Source organism: Paenibacillus sp. FSL R5-0908 (assembly GCF_038006245.1).
Taxonomy (GTDB): domain Bacteria; phylum Bacillota; class Bacilli; order Paenibacillales; family Paenibacillaceae; genus Paenibacillus_AQ; species Paenibacillus_AQ odorifer.
The window spans coordinates 4968092-4988578 of sequence record NZ_JBBOUV010000001.1; the positions used below are offsets into that span (position 1 = coordinate 4968092).

The 20487-nt window shown below is 43.3% G+C and carries 15 protein-coding genes; 7 read left to right on the top strand and 8 right to left on the bottom strand.

Annotated elements, in window-relative coordinates:
• The first annotated feature begins 76 nt into the window (after window positions 1-76).
• A complete protein-coding gene (locus MKZ09_RS22650) occupies window positions 77-481 on the top strand; it encodes a CBS domain-containing protein (RefSeq protein WP_038572361.1) in 405 nt (134 codons plus the stop codon).
• 54 nt (window positions 482-535) lie between these two features.
• Here the strand turns inward: MKZ09_RS22650 and map are convergent, their stop codons facing one another.
• Window positions 536-1282, bottom strand: coding sequence for a type I methionyl aminopeptidase (map, locus tag MKZ09_RS22655; RefSeq protein WP_036685786.1), 747 nt, complete (start codon window positions 1280-1282; stop codon window positions 536-538).
• Window positions 1283-1679: 397 nt separating this feature from the next.
• On the opposite strand from map, the gene MKZ09_RS22660 reads away from it, so the two are divergent.
• Window positions 1680-3281 (top strand): cellulase family glycosylhydrolase, encoded by a 1602-nt coding sequence (locus MKZ09_RS22660; RefSeq protein ID WP_076201398.1) that lies wholly within the window; start codon window positions 1680-1682, stop codon window positions 3279-3281.
• Between the two features lie 1230 nt (window positions 3282-4511).
• On the opposite strand, the gene cysI is transcribed toward MKZ09_RS22660, so the two are convergent.
• The 5 genes from cysI to MKZ09_RS22685 form a co-directional block, all read right to left on the bottom strand.
• Window positions 4512-6236 (bottom strand): assimilatory sulfite reductase (NADPH) hemoprotein subunit, encoded by a 1725-nt coding sequence (gene cysI, locus MKZ09_RS22665; RefSeq protein WP_076130761.1) that lies wholly within the window; start codon window positions 6234-6236, stop codon window positions 4512-4514.
• A gap of 46 nt (window positions 6237-6282) precedes the next feature.
• A complete protein-coding gene (locus MKZ09_RS22670) occupies window positions 6283-8139 on the bottom strand; it encodes an assimilatory sulfite reductase (NADPH) flavoprotein subunit (protein WP_076134459.1) in 1857 nt (618 codons plus the stop codon).
• Window positions 8140-8373: 234 nt separating this feature from the next.
• Window positions 8374-11634, bottom strand: a complete 3261-nt coding sequence (locus MKZ09_RS22675; protein WP_076201396.1) for an ATP-binding protein — start codon at window positions 11632-11634, stop codon at window positions 8374-8376.
• The gene (locus MKZ09_RS22680) at window positions 11612-11992 is read right to left on the bottom strand and encodes a response regulator (RefSeq protein WP_036685780.1); all 381 of its coding nucleotides are present in this window, start codon (window positions 11990-11992) and stop codon (window positions 11612-11614) included. Before MKZ09_RS22680 ends, MKZ09_RS22675 begins: the two co-directional genes overlap by 23 nt.
• 61 nt (window positions 11993-12053) lie before the next feature.
• On the bottom strand, window positions 12054-13685 hold the full coding sequence (locus tag MKZ09_RS22685) for a diguanylate cyclase (protein ID WP_076201394.1): 1632 nt from the start codon (window positions 13683-13685) through the stop codon (window positions 12054-12056).
• Window positions 13686-13903: 218 nt separating this feature from the next.
• Here MKZ09_RS22685 and MKZ09_RS22690 point away from each other — a divergent pair, with 218 nt between their 5' ends.
• Window positions 13904-14173, top strand: coding sequence for an ACT domain-containing protein (locus tag MKZ09_RS22690; protein WP_036685776.1), 270 nt, complete (start codon window positions 13904-13906; stop codon window positions 14171-14173).
• A gap of 17 nt (window positions 14174-14190) precedes the next feature.
• On the top strand, window positions 14191-15546 hold the full coding sequence (locus MKZ09_RS22695) for a PFL family protein (protein WP_248548616.1): 1356 nt from the start codon (window positions 14191-14193) through the stop codon (window positions 15544-15546).
• Between the two features lie 90 nt (window positions 15547-15636).
• Here the strand turns inward: MKZ09_RS22695 and MKZ09_RS22700 are convergent, their stop codons facing one another.
• The gene (locus MKZ09_RS22700; protein ID WP_232061415.1) at window positions 15637-16047 is read right to left on the bottom strand and encodes a hypothetical protein; all 411 of its coding nucleotides are present in this window, start codon (window positions 16045-16047) and stop codon (window positions 15637-15639) included.
• A gap of 207 nt (window positions 16048-16254) precedes the next feature.
• Between MKZ09_RS22700 and MKZ09_RS22705 the strand changes: the two genes are divergently transcribed.
• Together MKZ09_RS22705 and MKZ09_RS22710 are read left to right on the top strand one after the other, a co-directional pair.
• Window positions 16255-17292 carry a glycosyltransferase family protein gene (locus MKZ09_RS22705; RefSeq protein WP_076201392.1) on the top strand — a complete coding sequence of 346 codons (1038 nt, stop codon included), beginning with the start codon at window positions 16255-16257 and terminating at the stop codon, window positions 17290-17292.
• A 12-nt stretch (window positions 17293-17304) separates the two neighbouring features.
• On the top strand, window positions 17305-18372 hold the full coding sequence (locus MKZ09_RS22710) for a glycosyltransferase WbsX family protein (protein WP_076201390.1): 1068 nt from the start codon (window positions 17305-17307) through the stop codon (window positions 18370-18372).
• A 33-nt stretch (window positions 18373-18405) separates the two neighbouring features.
• On the opposite strand, the gene MKZ09_RS22715 is transcribed toward MKZ09_RS22710, so the two are convergent.
• On the bottom strand, window positions 18406-19866 hold the full coding sequence (locus MKZ09_RS22715) for an MFS transporter (RefSeq protein ID WP_076201387.1): 1461 nt from the start codon (window positions 19864-19866) through the stop codon (window positions 18406-18408).
• A 164-nt stretch (window positions 19867-20030) separates the two neighbouring features.
• Between MKZ09_RS22715 and MKZ09_RS22720 the strand changes: the two genes are divergently transcribed.
• Entirely contained in the window at window positions 20031-20450 is a 420-nt protein-coding gene (locus tag MKZ09_RS22720; protein WP_076130769.1) for a MarR family winged helix-turn-helix transcriptional regulator, read from the top strand.
• Window positions 20451-20487: the final 37 nt, after the last annotated feature.

Consider the following 20487-nt stretch of genomic DNA (forward strand, 5'->3'; position numbering starts at 1 on the left):
TCTATCCATTCCAAAAGTATGTTTAAATAAAAGTAGCCTAATCAAAAAATAACATAATACAAAGGAGCTCATGCCGATGGAAATATCCTCTTTTTTGTTGCCAAAAGATCAAGTCGCCTATATCACTAACTCACTATCCATGCTGGAAGCCTTAGAACAATTAGAACAGCACCATTACACGGCTATCCCTATTATTGATAATGAAGGAAAATATGTAGGAACACTTTCGGAGGGTGATCTATTGTGGAAGCTGAAAAACACAGCAGATTTAACCTTTGACAATATAGGGGAAGTTCCAGTAAGCGACATCCAAAAGCATGTTCATAACGAAAGTGTTCTCATTAATGCAGAAATGGAGGATATGCTGACGCTCGCTGCGGATCAGAATTTCGTTCCTGTGATTGATAATGAGGGTGTATTTGTTGGAATTATTAGGAGAAAAGATATCATTGAATATTACACTCGCAACATTACGGATTAATAAAAAATGACCAATCTCCAATACGGAGACTGGTCATTTTATTTTTCACCAAAATTATAGTTCAGTCAGGATAATCGTTCCTTGTGGGGTAATCGCCAAAGTATGCTCATATTGTGCTGACAATCCACCGTCAATGGTACGCGCAGTCCAACCATCCGCATCAATTTTTGTTCTGTAACTGCCTGTGTTCAGCATGGGCTCAATGGTAAATACCATCCCCTCTTTAAGACGAGGCCCTCTCCCTGCTGGACCATAGTGAGGCACTTCCGGAGCTTCATGCATTTCTGAACCGATCCCGTGGCCAATAAAATCACGTACTACAGAAAATCCGTTAGACTCTGCATAAACTTGGATGGCATGCGCAACATCCCCGATACGGTTGCCTGCAACCGCCTGCTCGATTCCACGGAATAACGATTCCTTAGTAGTGTCTAGAAGTTTGGTCGCCTGTTCACTAATATTGCCAATCCCGTAAGACCAGGCCGAATCTGCCAACCAGCCGTTTAAGTTAACAACCATGTCAATGGTTACGATATCCCCGTCTTTTAGCGGCTCTTTTTTCGGAAATCCGTGGCATATTACATCATTTACAGATGCACAGGTTGCGTACGGGTACCCATTATATCCTTTTTGCTCAGGAGTAGCTCCTTGAGACAATATAAATTTTTCTGCAAATTCATCAATTTCCCAGGTCGTAATACCAGGCTGCAAAATTTGCGCAATTTGACGATGACATTCAGCGAGAATTTTTCCCGCCGCACGCATTTTTTCGATCTCTTCCATCGTTTTCATGATAATCATAATATCGCCTCTTCTGTACAGAACACATCGCTCTCGGGCAACGGTTCTTCTTTTGTATTTAGTTTACCCTTTATATTATGAAAGAAAATCGCGAGAAATCCAAATCATTAGGCGAAAAAATTTATATTTTCCTTCCTGAATCTAAAAAAATCATTTTTTTATGAGAATGTTAGATTAAAGGCGAGTGCTTTATTGGCAATTTCACTCATTTATTTATTGAAAAATAAAATTATTGTTATCGTTAAATTATTTATTATTCCTAAAAATTCCTTTATATGTTATATTCAAAATAACTGAGGAGGTGATACATGCCTGTAATTGAGTGCATTTACTGCAACCACCTGGAGGATACGCATAATCAAAGAAGCAACCCTATTTGATTAAGGAGGAAATGTTGATGAAATTCAGAAAGCATTTTTCGTTCCGGAAAATCAGTTTGTTAGTATTAATTAGTATCCTTACTCTTTCTATATCTTTACCTCAACAGCAGGTAGCGGCAGCAAACACTTCTGTTAAAGGTTTTTATGTAAGCGGTACCACTTTATACGATGCTACTGGCAGTCCTTTTGTAATGCGTGGGGTGAATCATGCACACACTTGGTACAAAAACGATCTGGCTACTGCAATACCGGCCATCGCAGCGACTGGCTCCAATACCGTCAGAATTGTACTTTCTAATGGCAGCAAGTGGTCTCTCGATACTTTAGCTGATGTCCAAAATATTCTAAAGCTTTGTGATCAGTATAAAATGATTGCCATGCTAGAAGTGCATGATGCTACGGGCTCAGACAACACCTCTGACCTTAATGCTGCAGTAAACTATTGGATCAGCATCAAGGATGCTTTGATCGGTAAAGAAGATCGTGTCATTGTGAATATTGCTAATGAATGGTACGGTTCTTGGAACACTGCAACATGGGCTAGTGGATACCAAGCGGCAATTCCTGCGTTAAGAAATGCGGGCATTAAGAACACTTTAGTTGTAGATGCAGCGGGATGGGGTCAATACCCACAATCTATTTTCACTAGTGGTCAGGCTGTATTTAATTCAGATACTTTAAAAAATACCATTTTCTCTATTCATATGTACGAATATGCTGGAGGTAATGCTGCTACAGTTAAGAGTAATATCGATAGTGCCTTGGCTATTGGAGCCCCTGTAATTATCGGCGAATTCGGTGACAAGCACACGGGTGGAGATGTCGATGAAGCCACCATTATGAGCTACACTAAGGAAAAAAAGGTGGGCTGGCTCGCCTGGTCCTGGTATGGTAATGGCGGAGGCGTTGAATATCTGGATCTAGCCAGCGGTCCAGCAGGAACACTCAGCAACTGGGGAAATACAGTCGTTAATGGAGCAAACGGAACCTTAGCAACCTCTGTGCTTAATAAAATTTACACAACACCTGGTTACCAACCTGTGCCGGATGGTGGCACTACACCTACACCTACACCTACACCTACACCTACACCTACACCTACACCTACACCTACACCTACACCTACAGCTACACCAACACCAACAGCCACTCCTACCGGCTCGCCAACCAGTAATCTGGCACTTTACTACCGTGCTGCAGATACCAATGCTACAGATAACTCAATCAAGCCCTACTTCAACATCTATAACAATGGAACAACGGCAGTCAATTTAAATGGACTGAAAATTCGTTATTACTTTACTAAAGATGGAAGCGCCTCCCTCAATGGTGTGATCGATTGGGCACAGGTCGGTGCTTCTAATATATCGGTTTCCCTCGGGTCCACAAGTGGGACGAACGCCGACTCTTACGTTGAGCTTACTTTCAATGCTAGCGCGGGCTCCATACCTGCCGGTGGGCAGTCAGGAGAAATCCAATTACGCGTGCACAAAAGCGACTGGTCTAACTTCAATGAAGCAAATGACTATTCGTTCGATCCAACCAAAGTTTCCTTCAGCACTTGGAACAAAGTAACCCTGTATCAAAACAATGTACTGATCTCCGGTATCGCTCCTTAAAAACATAAACCAGCGAGCCTCCCGGAATTGGAGACTTGCTGGTTTTTAAATGGGATCTGTTGTAGCGCAAATGTTGGGCTCTTACTAGATTATTGTAGACCAAATAAAGGCTGCTGCTAGATTTGTCAGTCAACGGTGATCTACTGCTGTTAGTCTGCTGCTGAACTGTTACTACTTTGATGTTAGGTTTACTGCTGCTCGTCTATTGTTCCGCTAGGCGGTTGCTGCTCTTTTGTTTGGCTGTTCTGCGTACTACTTCACTATTGCTCCTACTGATCTAATCTAATTTTACTCTGTCACCATCTAATGTTATTTTACTATCGATTTAATTCGACCCTTCCACCACTCTGATGTTTGTCTACTGTCGCTCGTCTATTGTTCCGCTAGTCGGTTGCTTCACTTTTATTTGGCTGTTCTGCGTTACTTCACTATTGCTCCTGCTGTTCTGCGTATTACTCTACAATTGTTCCTAATGCGCTAATATCACACTGTCCCACTATCTAATATGACTCTTTCACTACTCTAATGTTAGTCTACTGCCGCTCGTCTGCGCTCATCTGCCGTTCTTTACCTTTTGAGCGCTTTGTCGTGATTTTCGGACTCAGATGACGCTATTTGTGCAATTTAAGCCGTTTTGAATAACTTTCGGACTGGAGAGACCTTATTCCTCTGAAAAAGGCCTATTTCTGCCTCTTTTCATACCCTTAACGGCGCTGGTGTCCGAACACTCTGCAATTAGGCAAGATTTCAGGAAATAAGGGCTCCTGAGTCCGTCACCTTGTTAGTCTACTGCCGCTCGTCGCGCTCATCTACTGCTCATCTGCCGTTCTTTACCTTTTGAGCGCTTTGTTGTGATTTTCGGACTCAGATGATGCTATTTGTGCGATTTAAGCCGTTTTGAGCAACTTTCGGACTGGAGAGACACTATTCCTCTGAAAAGGGTCTATTTATATCTCTTTTTATACCGTTACGGCGCTGGAGTCCGAATACTCTGCAAATTGGCAAGATTTCAGGAAATAAGGGCTCCTGAGTCCGTCACCATGTTAGTCTACTGTCGCTCGTATGCGCTTATCTGCTGCTTATCTGCTGCTCATTTACTCTTGTCTACCGTTCTTTACCTCTGGAGCATTTTGTGTACGACACGCCCCTTGCGCATCTAACTACACCCAAACCACAAAAATCCCGGCAGCCATCCAACTGGCCCCGGGACATTTTTAAATCTACTTTCATTTAGTCATGGAAATTAAGCCCAGAGGTAACGGCTTTAACATAATCTGCACGGATCACGAAATCTCCAAAATGCTCGCCTTGTTGACGTTCTTTGGCATATCGGTGAAGAATAGGTTCAAGCGTCTCTAGGATCTCTTTCTCATCTATGTTTTCTTTATACATTTTATTGAGGCGATCACCCGTAAAGCCTGCTCCTAAATACATATTGTATCTGCCAGGAGCCTTGCCGATAAACGAGATTTCACCCAGCGCCGGTCTAGCACATCCATTAGGGCAGCCGGTCATTCGGATCACAATTTCCTCGTCACGCAAACCAGCTTTATCTATAACAAGCTCCAGCTTATCTATCAATGAAGGCAGGTAGCGTTCCGCTTCAGCCATCGCAAGTCCGCAGGTTGGCAGTGCTACACAGGACATGGAGCTGCGCCGCAATGCAGAAAGATGTGCTCCATCTGTTAGTCCATGCTGTTTAGCCAGCTCAGCTACTTTGCGTTTTTTGGCAGTAGTGACGTTGGCAATCGTTAGATTCTGATTCGGCGTTAGCCGGAAATCTCCAGTATGAATTTTAGCAATCTCCCGCAAGCCAGTCATCAAGGTGTATCCTTCTTGGTCATGAATCCGTCCGCTTTGAATATAAAGTGTCAGGTTCCATTTTCCGTTGGTACCCTTCACCCAGCCGTAACGGTCTCCGTTGTGATCAAAATGATAATCACGTGCTGCTTCAAGCTGCCATCCGAGTCTTTCATGCAGTTCGTCTACGAACCATTCCAGACCGTGGCGGTCAATCGTATATTTGAACCGTGCATTTTTGCGGACAGAGCGATTGCCATAATCCCGCTGGATCGTTACGGTCTTTTCTGCCACATCAATCAACTGTTCCGGACGGCAAAAACCAATTATACGTCCCAACTGAGGATAAGTACTGGTATCGCCATGAGTCATCCCCATACCGCCGCCGACAGAAACGTTGAAGCCGACTAGCTTCTCATTTTCCAGAATAGCGATAAAACCCAGATCTTGCGAGAATACATCCACATCATTAGAAGGTGGCACCGCTAGGCCAATCTTGAATTTACGCGGTAAATATACCGGACCATAGATCGGTTCTACTTCCGCACGTTCGCCTAAGCTATCTACTACCTTCTCACCGTCCAACCAGATTTCATGGTAAGCAGGCGTACGTGGTGATAAGTGATCACTTACTTTGCGCGCCCATTCGTAGACCTCTGCATGCACCTCCGACTGGTAAGGATTCGGATTGCTCATTACGTTACGGTTAACATCGCCGCAAGCTGCCAGCGTCGTCATCAGCGTATCATTAATGCTGCGAATGGTTTTCTTAAGATTCCATTTGAGTACCCCATGCATTTGAAACGCCTGTCTGGTAGTCAAACGTAAGGTTCCATTGCCGTATTTTTGTGCCAGATCATCCATCACTAGCCACTGCTCTGGTGTCGCTACCCCGCCTGGGGCAACTACACGAAGCATGAACTGGAATGCAGGCTCCAGCTTTTGCCGTTCGCGCTCGTTGCGTAAATCCCGATCGTCCTGCATATAGCTTCCGTGAAATTTCAGCAGCCGATTATCATCTTCCGGCAAACCTCCGGTAATCGGATTGCTTAATGTCTCAACAAGCGCGCCCCGCAGATAGTTACTCTCTTGCTTAATGTGCTCAACATCGCTTGGAGGTCCGCCGATCGGCTTAACCTTTTCATTGTTTGCCATTGTTGTTATCTCCCCCCGAAGTCATTCGATAACTTCACTCTATCGCTTAGTAAACATCACGTTGGTAGCGCTGCGCCTGCTGCATATTATCCAAATAAGCTCCCGCTTCTTCAGGACTCAGACCACCCTCATGCTGGATGACAGTAATCAGAGCAGAATGAACATCATGTGCCATATGCTTCTCGTCTCCGCAAATGTAAATATGAGCTCCCGCTTGCAGCCATTCGTAGACCTCGCGGCTCTTTTCCAGAATGCGATGCTGAACATATACTTTCTCTTCGGTATCACGGGAGAAAGCAACATCCAGCTTAGTTAACAAGCCGTCTTTAAGCATTCTCTGCCAGTCCGTCTGATAGAGGAAGTCCGTCACAAAATGCCGATCTCCGTAGAACAGCCATGATTTACCTTCCGCCCCAAGCTCGCCACGTTCCTCCAGGAAAGAGCGGAAGGGTGCAACACCTGTGCCCGGTCCAATCATAATGATCGGCGCATCAGGATTCGTCGGAAGCTTAAAGTTCGGATTATGTTGAATGTAGATGGGCAACGTATCTCCCGGCTGGACTCTTTCAGCACAATGTACCGAGCAGACCCCATAACGCTCACGGCCATATGCCTCATAACGTACAGCTCTAACCGTTAAATGAACCTCATCTGGATTAGCTTTATAGCTGCTGGCAATTGAATAGAGTCGTGCCGGAAGCTTGCGCAAAATAGTCACAAAACTACTGGCCGAACCCTCCCAGGGAGAGAAGTCCTGAACCAAATCGAGCAGATCGCGGCCTTGAATATATTCCTTAAGCTGTTGCGCGCGTTCTGGCGACAATAGATCACTTAATTGGTTAGAAGAAGATACCTTCGCCGCTTGTTCAAGTAACGGTTTGGTCAATACAGTGATTTCATAGTGGTGAAGAAGGGCCTCACGTAAGGTGCCGTCTTCCCCTTTTTTATTAAATGGAACAATATCATTAGGATTCCAGCCCATAGTATGAATAATAGCGTCTACCAATTCAGGATGATTCTCCGGATAGACACCCAGCGCATCCCCTGGTTCAAATTGTATGTTCGAGCCTTCTAGGGATAGCTCCAAATGGCGGGTCTCCCGGTCGGAACCACGTCCGTTCAGATTTAGATTCTCCAATACTTCCGCTTTAAAAGGATTGTTGCGGGTATACAAAGGCTCCTGAGAATCTGCGTCTTCCGCAGCTTGAACCGCTTTTGCCGCAATGGCCGGAGCATTTAAATGTGCATTCAAGGCACCAATCACACCTTCAAACCACTCGGTAACCGAATCATCATAATCAAGATCGCAATCCACACGTGGACTTAACCGCTTGCCGCCAAGTTCCTCAAGCCGCTGATCGAAGTCCTTGCCGGTCTGACAAAAGAATTCATAGGAGGTATCCCCCAGTGCCAGCACTGAGAACTTCAGATTCTCTAATTGAGGGGCTCTTTTGCTATAGAGAAATTCATGGAACATCCGTGCATTATCTGGCGGCTCGCCTTCACCGTGTGTACTGACCAGCAATAGGAGGTTCTCAACCTTCTTAAGCGCATTGGGCTTAAAGCTGTTCATCGCAGTAAGTGTGACCTGAAATCCTTGCTCCTCCAGCTTGCGGGACAAGCTCCCAGCCAGCCGTTGGCAGTTCCCTGTCTGGGACCCAAACAACACAGTCACTTCCCGTGAAGCTACAGGTTGACTAACGGCACTACCTTCCACATTTCCTATCGTATTTGATTGTACTAATTGAACCTCGGCACCTGCCGATGATGCAGTAGTAAGGCCCATGGCTGACAAATAACCACTAAGCCATATTTGCTGTGTCTCCGTTAAGGATGGTAGAAGACGATTGAGTAGCTCGACTTGGCTCTCGTTAAAAGGACTGTTCGTTACCTGTAGTTGCAACAATATCCACCTCTCCTAAACATGAAATCTTCTGATGATCCGTACCTCATGAAATCAGGCTATCACAATAATTGTAAACGATCAATGATGTCGATTTACCCTAATAATTGTAATTCATTGAAAAAATATCTATAAAGTACGTAAAAACCGATCAAAACAGTATGATTTAACTTGTTTTGATCGGTTTCATTATAAAAAGTGATACTATTTATAAAATATTGTGATAAATAAAAGCTATAATTTTTGCTTACTTTCGGGAAATAACACCTCTCCGATCCCCGTCTTAATCTTCACTATCTCCTCAAGCGTATTCGACAGCTCGCCGGGCGGATAAGGTTTAGTTAAATATTTTTGAATTACATCGTTTAATTGGTTCTTATCCGATTGATCCAGAGCAGAAGAAATAACGATAGGTATATTTTCAGTTCTTGGATCTTCTTTAAGCATTCGGATCAAATCCCAGCCATCCAGCTCTTCACCCAACATCAAATCTACCACAATCGCCACAAATGGGGTTTTCAAGGCCTGATCAAAAGCTTGCTGTGGATGGTAATGATGGGTAACTCGGAAGCCTTTCCCTTTAAGCTCTTCTGATAAAAGCAATGAAAGACTGTAATCATCTTCAACGATCATTACATTAGGCTTAAGCTCTTTATCGGTGCTCCATTTATTAAGCTCATCCTGTTGCCGGCTCGCTTCCGCATGGAGGATAGGGAGGCTAAACCAGACGGTAGTGCCCTCTCCTTCAACGGAATCTATACCGATATTTCCCTTTTGCTTCTCAATAATCTCCTTACAGATGGCAAGCCCGAGTCCTGTTCCTCCAATTCTTTTAGAGGCGCTATTATCCACTCTTCTGAATTTTTGGAATAGCTGTCCTATTTGATCCTTAGGAATGCCAAGACCATTATCCTGGATACTTACAATAATTCTATCCGACTCGTTATGCAGCAGTACTTTAACTTCATTGTTATCAGGTGAGAATTTAATCGCATTACTTAACAGATTCGTCAGAACTTGGACAATCTTATCCTTGTCCACATCAACATCCGCATTTAAAGCCTCATCCACTAGGAGTACATGATGGGTACTGCTCAGTTTATATTGATCAATTACACCTAATACAATTTCACTGAGATTCAAGTGCTCCGTGATATATTGCTGCTTACCTGACTCCATTCTCTGCAAATCAAGAAAATCATTAATGAGCTCCGTCAGTCGTTTAGCTTCTTTATGAATCGTCTCCAGATATTTAAGCTGCTTCTCAGGCTTCATGGTCTTAGACAATAACAGTTCTGTGAAACCAAGTACACTCGATAGCGGTGTTCTTAGCTCATGACTTACCGTACTGACAAGATCAGATTTCATAAGGTCCAGCTCATATTCTCTAGTGATATCTCTGTAGACAAACAATGTACCAATACGCAGCTCGCGACGGAATACAGGGATCGCATACACATCAATATGCTTCATCGATTCAGTTCCAATGGAGTATTGCATGCTGCTGGATTCCAGAGCATCCTCAGCAATCGCTTTTTCAAAAAACATCCGCAGTTCATGATTCTCATTCGAGTGCTCAATGAAATAATCCAACCATTTCTGTCGGGGAATCAAAGTTCCTTCTGTCCACTCATAATTAAAAATGTTACTCAACGCTTTATTCATCTGCAGGAGCATACCTTCTGTATTCACAAATTGTATACCCTCGTTCACATTATTTACGATGTCCCGATTCAGCTTTCGGCCATGTTCAATCTCTTCATACATGAATAAACGTTCAATCGCCAGCGCTACGCGGTTCATCATCCCTTGAACCTCATTAATCTCTTCTTTGCTGAAGGAATGACCAACCCGGCTGCCACAGAACACTGCAAGAATCTCATCCTCTGCGTTCACAACAGTAGTGTAGAAGTCATAAACATAAACCTCACTTGCAGAAATCCCTTGCTCTGATTGTGTGGCCAGACGCTTGATTAGGTACGTTTTTTCCGCTTGCAAGCGATATAACATCTCATTATTCTCATGATCAAGATAACGCTCCACATTCTCTTGCGGAATACCTTTCACAGCCGCGATATTATCTTTCACAAGCAAGAAGAAACTCGAATCAAAGGCATACAGGCGATGCATAAACGCAATAAACTTATCGGCAAATTCATGCTTATCCAAAGTATAAGTAATATCATGATTCAGCTGATTATTTAGCTCTAGCATCATCTTGGTCTGTTCCGTATTTTTTAACGTTTCGGCTAGTTCCTGCTGCACGCTCTTCATTGAGGTGATATCGTTCGCAATAAGGATGTATTGATAAATCACACCCTCTTCATTCAGGTACGGCACAATCGTCAGATGCAGCCAGATGGGCAATCCGTCTTTGGCTAGAATCTGCAGCTCATTGTTCCACACTCCGCCTGTATTTAATTTGTTAAAGATTTTCTGATAACCCTCATCAGAGATATTATAAAGTTCAAATAACTTATAGGTGTAACCGATAATCTCAGACTTTTTATAGCGGGTATATCCACTTAAATTATCATTCGCGTAGGTAAAGACACCTTTAGCAGTAAGAATTCCGACGGCAGACGATTGATCCAAGGCTTTCATCATACTCTCAATTTCACTAAGCGAGCGCTGCAGCCTATATTGCTGATCCTGAAGTTCATCCTGCTGCGCATGCAACTCTTCATTCTGCATCATCAATTCTTCTTCTTTATCTTGAATACTTCTAGCCATATTAAGAAAAGCATCATAAAGTCGGCCAATTTCATCTTGATTCTTAAGCTTGCCCAGAAGAATTTCTTCTCCTGCAGCCAGAGAATGGGTTGCCCCTTCCAGCTTCAGAATAGGATCTATTAGGTTCTTCAGAATCCGCCAGATCATAAAGGTGAAGATTAGCAGAATAATCGTGCTGAAAAAGAATGCGATAAAGGTAAATTCATTGGCACGTTTGATGTAATCCATAGCCATAGTATTTAATGCGGCATCGGATCGTTGCTTGTACTCTTTTGTATACGTTAAAAAATCATTCACTGATTTCGTGTTCCCATCTGCGGATAGAGCTCTCAAAGACACATAATCATCTGCTTCGACAAACCGAATCGCTTCCGGCAAAACTTTAGTTTTGTACTGAACATAAAATGCTTTCAAACCATCCCTAAACAAGGCTTCTTCCGGAGATAAACTGAGATTAGAATAGGTATCCAGAATCTTATCAAAGTTAACAAGTCCTAAGTTTAAGAGCTCTAATTCATTGTCACTCTTAAGTGCGCTGAATCCCCTCGCTCGGAAAAAAACCTCATTTAATGCAGTCGCCAATTCGTTAATCGTGTCCGCCTTATTCTGCAGATTTTCACGGTCTCTACTTAATTTGTTCTGCTCATTGTTTATGAAAAACAAAAATACAGATCCCATAATAATAATTAGCGAAAAAACCAAGGCGATGATACGAAAATACCTATTTTTGATACTGTGATTAGAGCTGCTTCCCTTTGTCACTTAGGATCCCCTCCACAATCTGCAAGAGTTCCATCGGACTAAAAGGTTTCGGCATAAAATAACGTGCGCCTGCATCTACCGCTCGAAGACGGTCTACATCTTGGGCTTTGGCTGTTAACATTAAAATAGCTGTAGCCTTCTTTTTCTCATCATCCAGTTGGCCTAGGACTTCAATCCCTGTCATTTCAGGCATCATATAATCCAATATCACCAAATCATAATGATCCTGTGACAATTTTGAAAGCGCCTCTAATCCGTTCTCGGCAGTGTGGATCTCCACGTCTTCCAAATCTTCTAAGGTGTCTACGATTAACATTCTTAATACTTCTTCATCATCCACTACCATTACCTTTTGCATAGCTGCCTAGTTCCCTCCGCTTTAGATCTCTCCTGGTGCTCACAACATTTTCAGAACCCAATTAGAACAAAAATCTATGAGCCAACCGCTCTATCCTCGACAATAACTCAGGCATATGGACCGGTTTCACTACATAATCATCGGCACCCATCTGCAGGGCATGTACAATATCCGCCTGATTATTTCTTCCCGTCAACATGATCACTAATATATTTACTTCCGGATACGTTTTGCGGATTCTTTCCAGAACTTCTACTCCATCCAGATCAGGCATCACACCATCCAGCAAAATAATATACTTCTCATCCACGGCATACCAATCCGATTGCAGGAAATCAAGCCCATTCGCATAGCTGCTGACCTTCACCTCAGCAATATTATCCGGCTCCCAAATGGCGAACTGACTCGTCACAATTCTCCGAATTAGCGTATCATCATCTACAACAATCACATTCAGAACCGAATGCTTTTTAGTAGTGGATAAATGATCCGAATAAAGCGTTGTCTGATTCCTTCCAGCATGCTTACTGGCATAAAGAGCCTGATCTGCTTCCTCAATCAATTTATCGGCTATATTCTCGGCATCTGTTACCTCAGAAATCCCGCTAGAGATAGTCACATGAAAGATTTCATTTTTTGCAAAAAAGTCAGTCGCCGCAAACCGCTCTTGAATACGCTGTATAACCAACATTGCAGATTCCGCATCCGTGTGAGGTAAGAACACTGCAAACTCTTCTCCCCCATAACGGCAAAAGGTATCCTCCAGACGGATGGAATTCTTCACAAGCTCTGAAAAGCCCTGCAGAACTTCGTCTCCGATTAGGTGACCATATGTATCATTAACGTTTTTAAAATAATCCAAATCAATCAGCGCTAACGAAAATACGCGGTTGGTCCGCTTAAAATCACCAATCAGCTGCTTCATAACTTGATTAAAGTGTTTGCGATTGAATGCGCCGGTCAAATCATCCACGATGATGGACTCCTGCCATTCTCTCTTGAGCTGAAAGCGATTTTTGATCAATACCAGAAATAAATCAATATCTACAGGCTTCGGTAAAAAATCCATCACACCTAACGAATACGCCTGCATTTGCGTCGCTTTGGAGTACTCCCCGCTAATAATGATAATGGGAATTCGTTCTTTTTTGGCCTTGCCGATAATTTGGTTCAACACCTCAATCCCGCTTTTATCCGGTAAAAGAATATCCAGCAGAATGAGATCTGGTTTCGTTTCATAAAAGATTTTGAGTCCCCGTTCAGCAGATAAGGCAATGCTTACATAGTAATTCTGCCTCTCCAACGACTCTTTCAGATAAGCAACTAGCTCTACATCGTCATCGATAAGAAGAATATCATTCTGCGTGAGCGTCTCAGCAGGTCCCCTTTTATCCAATGCTTTAACAGAGCTTGAAGCTGCCAATGAATGGACATTAAACAATGGAATCAGTGGATATAAATAATCCCCCCATTCCTCGACCGACCAACTCTTAAGACTGCTTTCCATGAAATAGGGCAGCGTATCCTCGGCAAATTGTTCGACATCTGGTAATCCGACAGTTCCAGCAGTGCCTTTTAAATTATGCAAAAAACGATAAATGTCCTTTTCCTTCACTTCCGCCTGTTCCGTCCATTCCTGGAGGGTCATCTTCGTTCTTTGCTCAACCATGTCTTTATATTTTTGTGTAGTCATATTTACTCCTTCAGACTATCATATCAAACTCTCAGTTCATCACATTTTTTATAGGCTGTCAAATGAATTTTCTATAATTTCAGCTGTCAAAATAAATATTTAATCAAACTGACAAAAAACCTTTGGTTGAAGCTTGTTTCATCATTTGCAATAATAGTTGGAATGGTTCATTTCCGTATACACGGTGAAATCAATAAATACAAAGGGAGGCTGTATTCATGAAGGGAATTATTACTGTATTGGGAAAAGATAAAGTAGGGATTATTGCTAAAGTATGTACATATCTAGCCGAACACAATTTGAACATTCTGGATATTTCGCAGACGATTGTTCAAGATTATTTTAACATGATGATGATTGTAGACATTTCTAGCTCAACTAAAGCTTTTGAGAATATTGTAGAGGAATTACATTTGCTTGGCGAATCGATTGGCGTGGAAATCAAGCTTCAGCATGAGGATATTTTTAATATTATGCACCGAATCTAGGAGGATGGCTGACCATGATATCACTAGTGGAAGTACAAGAAACGAATAAGATGATTCGTGAAATGAATCTGGATGTGCGTACCATAACGATGGGGATCAGCCTCATGGATTGTGCCCACACGGATATGCGCACCTTTAATCAAAATGTATATGACAAAATTACCAGATCCGCTGAAAAGCTCGTAAAGACGGGTGAAGATCTGGAAAGACAATTTGGGGTTCCTATTGTTAACAAACGGATCTCTGTCACACCCATCGCTATTGCCGCTGGTGCGGTGAAGACAGATACCTATGTACCTGTTGCTGAAATCCTGGACAAGGCTGCGAAAGAGGTAGGCGTTAACTTTATCGGCGGCTTCTCTGCACTTGTACAAAAAGGCTGCACCAAAGGCGATCGTATTTTGATTGACAGTATTCCTGAAGCATTGGCAGTCACTGAAAGAGTCTGCTCCTCGGTCAATGTCGGTTCCTCTAGAAGTGGAATCAACATGGACGCTGTGAAATTAATGGGCGACATCATTATCCAAACTGCGGAACGTACCAAGGATCGGGATTCCATCGGCTGCGCCAAGCTGGTAGTCTTCTGTAATGCAGTTGAGGACAACCCTTTTATGGCCGGAGCATTTCACGGGGTTGGAGAGCGGGAATGTGTCATCAACGTTGGCGTCAGCGGTCCTGGTGTAATCAAACGTGCGCTTGAAGAGGTTAGAGGGCAGGATTTTGAAACCTTATGTGAAACCATTAAACGGACAGCCTTCAAAGTCACACGTGTCGGTCAGCTAGTTGCTCAAGAGGCTTCCAAACGGATGAATGTTCCTTTTGGGATTATCGATCTATCCTTAGCTCCTACTCCAGAAATCGGTGATTCCATTGCCGAAATCTTTCAAGTCATGGGTCTGGAGGAAGCTGGCGCTCCGGGAACAACCGCTGCTCTGGCGATCCTAAATGACAATGTTAAAAAAGGTGGCGTAATGGCCTCCTCCTATGTAGGTGGGCTTAGTGGAGCCTTTATTCCGGTCAGTGAAGATCACGGCATGATTCAAGCGGTTCAGCGGGGTGCCCTTACACTAGAGAAGCTGGAAGCTATGACCTGTGTGTGTTCCGTAGGACTGGATATGATAGCTATCCCAGGAAGCACCACCAAGGAGACTATTTCCGGCATCATCGCCGATGAAGCGGCTATCGGCATGGTGAATAACAAAACCACTGCGGTTCGCGTGATTCCAGTAATCGGCAAGGACGTTGGTGAAATGGTCGAATTTGGCGGCCTGCTCGGATATGCACCAGTTATGGCAGTAAACGGCTTCAACTGCGCAAACTTCGTTAATCGTGGCGGACGAATCCCAGCTCCAATTCATAGCTTTAAGAATTAATAGAAACCTCAAACAGCAAGTCCCTATTTGCACTTAGGAGACTTGCTGTTTTTTTATTAATCTGATGCTGAGAATGTTTGTTTGTCTTGATTAAGCCCGTTGGATACCGATATTAGGTGTTCCGCCGGTCAAATCGATAAATAATACATAATCATTTCCATCCGTGCCCTTCAGCACGAGACCAGTCTGACCTACAGCACCTACAGAAAAGTATCGAACCTGTTGCAGACTGGTAGGAGCGCCTGGTGGCAATGTTGCTTGGTTCGTAGCAATCAACCGGGTTGCAGCTCTGATGGTGCCTGCCCCGCTAATTTCACCGGTTACCCCCAGATGTCCGAGTATGGATTCGCTGCCGTTCACATTTAGGCTTCCCATTATAGTCTGACTACCATTCAAATGCAGATTCGAATCGATAGTCTCATTTCCATTAACGTGCAGATCATTTTGAATGGTCTGACTTCCTGTAACTAGAACGTTATCGAAGGTTGGCAAGGCGATCATCCCTTTCAGGTTTTATAGTATATCTTATGTTAAACAAGCCAGCTCTGTCATAGATAGATATACAGCTTTCACTAAATCCGCTTTTTATCTTCGAGACTCTGATTAATGGTCTTATACCTAAAGTCAAAATAACCCCCTACACATATAATGATTAGCAAGACTCGGTGCTAGAGCGGACGACTGGCTCCACAGAATACAGGAGGAATTATGAAGAAGACAGCTAATAGGCTCACTCCTGAAAGGCCTTCAAGTCACGAAGTCACCATCAGCCAAGTTAATCCATTGCAACACCATAACCTTATCCTAGAGATGAACTCTTATAGAGCGGAACCTCTGCAACGGGAACTCAAGCAATTAAGAATATTGCTGCTGGTTCCTACAGTGGCAAGTGATAAAATGCCTAATGTACGACTTTTTAAGGATCATCTAAGGCATTTGGTCAAAGAAGTACTTGCTATTAAATTCCAGCATAATCTGGAGGAATATTTAGCCCATTTTCAACCTGATCTAATATTAGCTCTAGGATCGGAGACTCTATTTCCGGAGGAGAACCTCCCTGCTCTGAAGGCTTCCAACGTTCCCAAAGCGGTATGGATGGCAGATGCTGCTTGTCTTACTCCAACAGAACGTAATCTGGCATTGTTATTCGATTATATTTTTACACAGAACATTGCTAATCTAATCTATTATCAAGGTTTATGGGGCAAACATTCCAGCTATCTCCCATATGCTGCGGATACGGATCTCTATTATCCAAGACGTGTGGAGGACTGTTATCAGAGTGACGTACTCATTCTCGGCGATTTTCAAATCGATAGTATGCTTTACACCTTGGCGTATTCAGACCTATTTCAAGGCCTTAAGGTAATGATCGCCGGGCGTGGTTGGGAACCCCCCAGAAATTTCATTGATATCACCCATAGTAAAGAGATGTCCAGCTATTATAATGGAGCAAAAATCGTCATCAATTGCACTGGTTCTGTGCAGCAGATTATGGAGGTTACCGCTTGCGGTGTATTTCAGTTAGTGGAGGATCATCCCCATCTTCATAATTACCGAATTGCAGAAGAAGATCTCATTCGTTTCCAGAACTTCAAAGAGCTCTCCGATAGCTTTAAGCACTATTTTTCACATAGTGAAGAAAGAAGAATCTTTGCCTCTCGTGCTTTAAAGGAACTAAAGTATAACCATTCCTATATTCAGCAAGGAAAGTTGCTGCTGAGAAAAATATTCAAGGAACCATAGGGGGGACCTGACTTGAAATGCATTGCTTTTGTATTGCCTCAGTTTCATCAGATCTCTGAGAACGATTCCTGGTGGGGTGAGGGTTTTACAGAATGGACAAATGTCAGGAAGGCTACAGCTCTTTATCCTGAACATGATCAACCCAAGAAGCCATTAAATAATAATTACTATGATTTAACGGAACCTAAAGTGAAACAGTGGCAGGTGGAGACTGCAAAGGCTCATGGCATTTACGGTTTTTGCTATTATCACTATTGGTTTAATGGCAGGCGACTACTGGAACAACCGGTTCAACAGATTCTTGCGAGCAAAGAGCCTGACTTCCCCTTTTGCCTTTCTTGGGCTAACGAACCCTGGACACGTAGCTGGGATGGCACCGAAGAGGATGTCCTGATGCCACAGGAATACGGAGAAGAACGCGATTGGCGAATGCACTTTTATGCTTTGCTGGAAGCCTTCAAAGATGATCGATATATCCGGGTGGAGGATAAGCCTGTCTTTATCATTTATCGATCTGCTAGTATCCCGCACTGTGAAGAAATGCTTCAATATTGGCGCGAATTGGCTCTGCAGAACGGACTTAAAGGACTTCATCTGGTCCGGACACTGGGCGGTTTCCCCCTAAAGAAAGAGCAAGGATTCGATGCCAGTCTGGAATTTGAGCCGCATTACACATTCGCACATGGCGGGGTTAAGCATTTATGGAGCTCAAAGCAGGTGGAGGATCAGAAGCATATCGTAATTGATTATGACGAGTTATGGGAATCCATGTTGGAGCGTACACCCCATAGGGACGGAGAAATCATATATCCGGGAGCCTTTGTCAACTGGGATAACACACCACGTAAAGGCGCTGCCGGACAAAGCACCTTAGGCGCTAATCCGCAAAAATTCGGCCAATACCTTTCACGACAAATTGAGCGCGCCAAAAAAATGTTCAAAAGTGAATATATTTATATCAATGCCTGGAATGAATGGGCTGAAGGTGCCTACCTAGAACCGGATGTGCGTTATCAATATCAATACTTGCAGGCCGTTAAGGAAGCCCTGCAATTTCATCACAAAGAAGATCCTTCTTAGCCGTAGCGCCAGAAGGATCTTTTTCATTCTATGTTATCTTTCCGATGACTGCACTCTGGCGCTTCTTGCACTCACCAATCTCCAGCCAGTTAATAAAGCAGCCACTAAACATATCGATGCCGAGGTTACAAACACTACATGCATACCCTCGATAAATAACTCTGGCCGACCGGGAACTAACCCTGTCACCCGATAACCTGCTCTAGTGCTCATCACTTGAAAAAGAATTGTAGTAGCAATTGTTATGCCGACAACCATACCAACATTACGAACTAACGAATTGACACTACCCGCAGAACCAAGCTGTGTTCTTGATACCTTAGACATGACAAGCGAATTGTTCGGCGATTGAAATAGACCACTTCCTATACCCAGCATAGCGATCCACACACCTACCAGCACAACAGAGCTTCCTACATGAAGCTGAGCTAATCCGAACTGCGCGATAACCATGACCACCAGCCCTGCAAAAGTCAAAAATTCCGAGCCTATTTTATCCGATAGCGCACCACTCATTGGAGCCACGACTACCATGCATATCGGCAACAGCATCAACAAGAAACCTGCATAGAATGGCGATAAATTAAGCATGTTCTGTGCATAAAACGGCGCGATAATATTGAAGCAGAAATTCGCTGTAAATACGAGAAAACCACATAAGATACTTAAAGAAAACAACGGATTCTTAAATAATGACAGTTGCAACAGCGGTTCTTTTCTGCGAAGCTCCATCCATATGAAAGCAACGAAGCTGACTACAGCAACAATTATTGATGTAACAATTAAGCTGTTACCATATCCAAGCTGTTGACCTAGTAATAATCCTGCGAACAAAGTAATAATAAAGACAGCGAACAGTAAACTGCCCGGCACATCAATCGAAGATTTCACTCTCGTTAAATCCTTAGGCAATACCTTCCAGCCAAAAAATATAGCGATCAGGCCAATAGGGACGTTTACCCAAAAGATATACTCCCAGCCTAAGGTAGAAACCATAATCCCGCCTAGACTTGGACCGGCTATACTTCCCAGAGACACGAATGTACCAATGAAACCAAGGGCTTTACCACGCTCCGTGGCAGGAAAGATATCCGTTACAATTCCCTGACTGTTCGCCATGGTCATCGAAGCACCTAAGGCTTGAATAACACGCGAAGCAATTAAGGCTGGTAAGCTTACGCTAAGCCCACACAGCATAGATCCAATAACAAATATAATCGTGCCAATCTTAAAAATTCGAATCTTTCCTACGATATCTCCAAGCTTGCCGAAGAAAAGGATCGCCGCACAGATCGCCATTAAATAACCTGTTGTTACCCATTCGATTTGCGCCATGGGCAGCTTCAGTTGTTTGGATAGCTCAGGCAGAGCAATATTGACAATACTACCATCAAGGGTGGACATAAACGTAAAAATATTCAGAACAATTAAGATCATCCAGCGCTTCTTCTGAATTTCTTTATCCTCCTGGTAGGTTGCACTTACAGAACTCATAACTAACACCTCATTAAATATTAATAATCACTGTTTAGTTGCGCACGCAACCAAACTCGCCATACCCAGTGTACAACAATTTAGTTGCGTGCGCAACGACTTTATTGTACACTTTATTTCAAGGCAACAAATGAGCGAACATATAACCCAAAGAGGTGTCTATATTGGCAAGAGAGCCTATCGGGAAGCTAATTTCCCATCTTCACCGTCAAAATCAAAAGAAACTGGTTAAGCAATTTGTCCCCTATGGAATCGGTAGTGGTGGACAGCATAGTTTTCTTAAATTGATTCTTTCTCGGCCAGGCATTACTCAGGATCAGTTAACTGCCGAATTGAAGTTCGATAAAGCAACTACAGCACGTTCTGTGAAGCAATTAGAGAATTCGGGATATATCGAGCGCAAAGACGATCCTAATGATCGACGCTCTCACCTTCTATATCCTACCCCGAAAGCCATTGATTTCTTCCCAGTTTTACAGTCCATCTTAGATGAATTTAATAAAAGCCTTGTTGGCCATTTAACCGATGAAGAAGTAGAGCAACTACATTTCCTGCTGCAAAAGATCAGCAAAAACGAAGAATAGAACACAAGAAAAAAGGATGTCCCAAAGCCACTTGGCT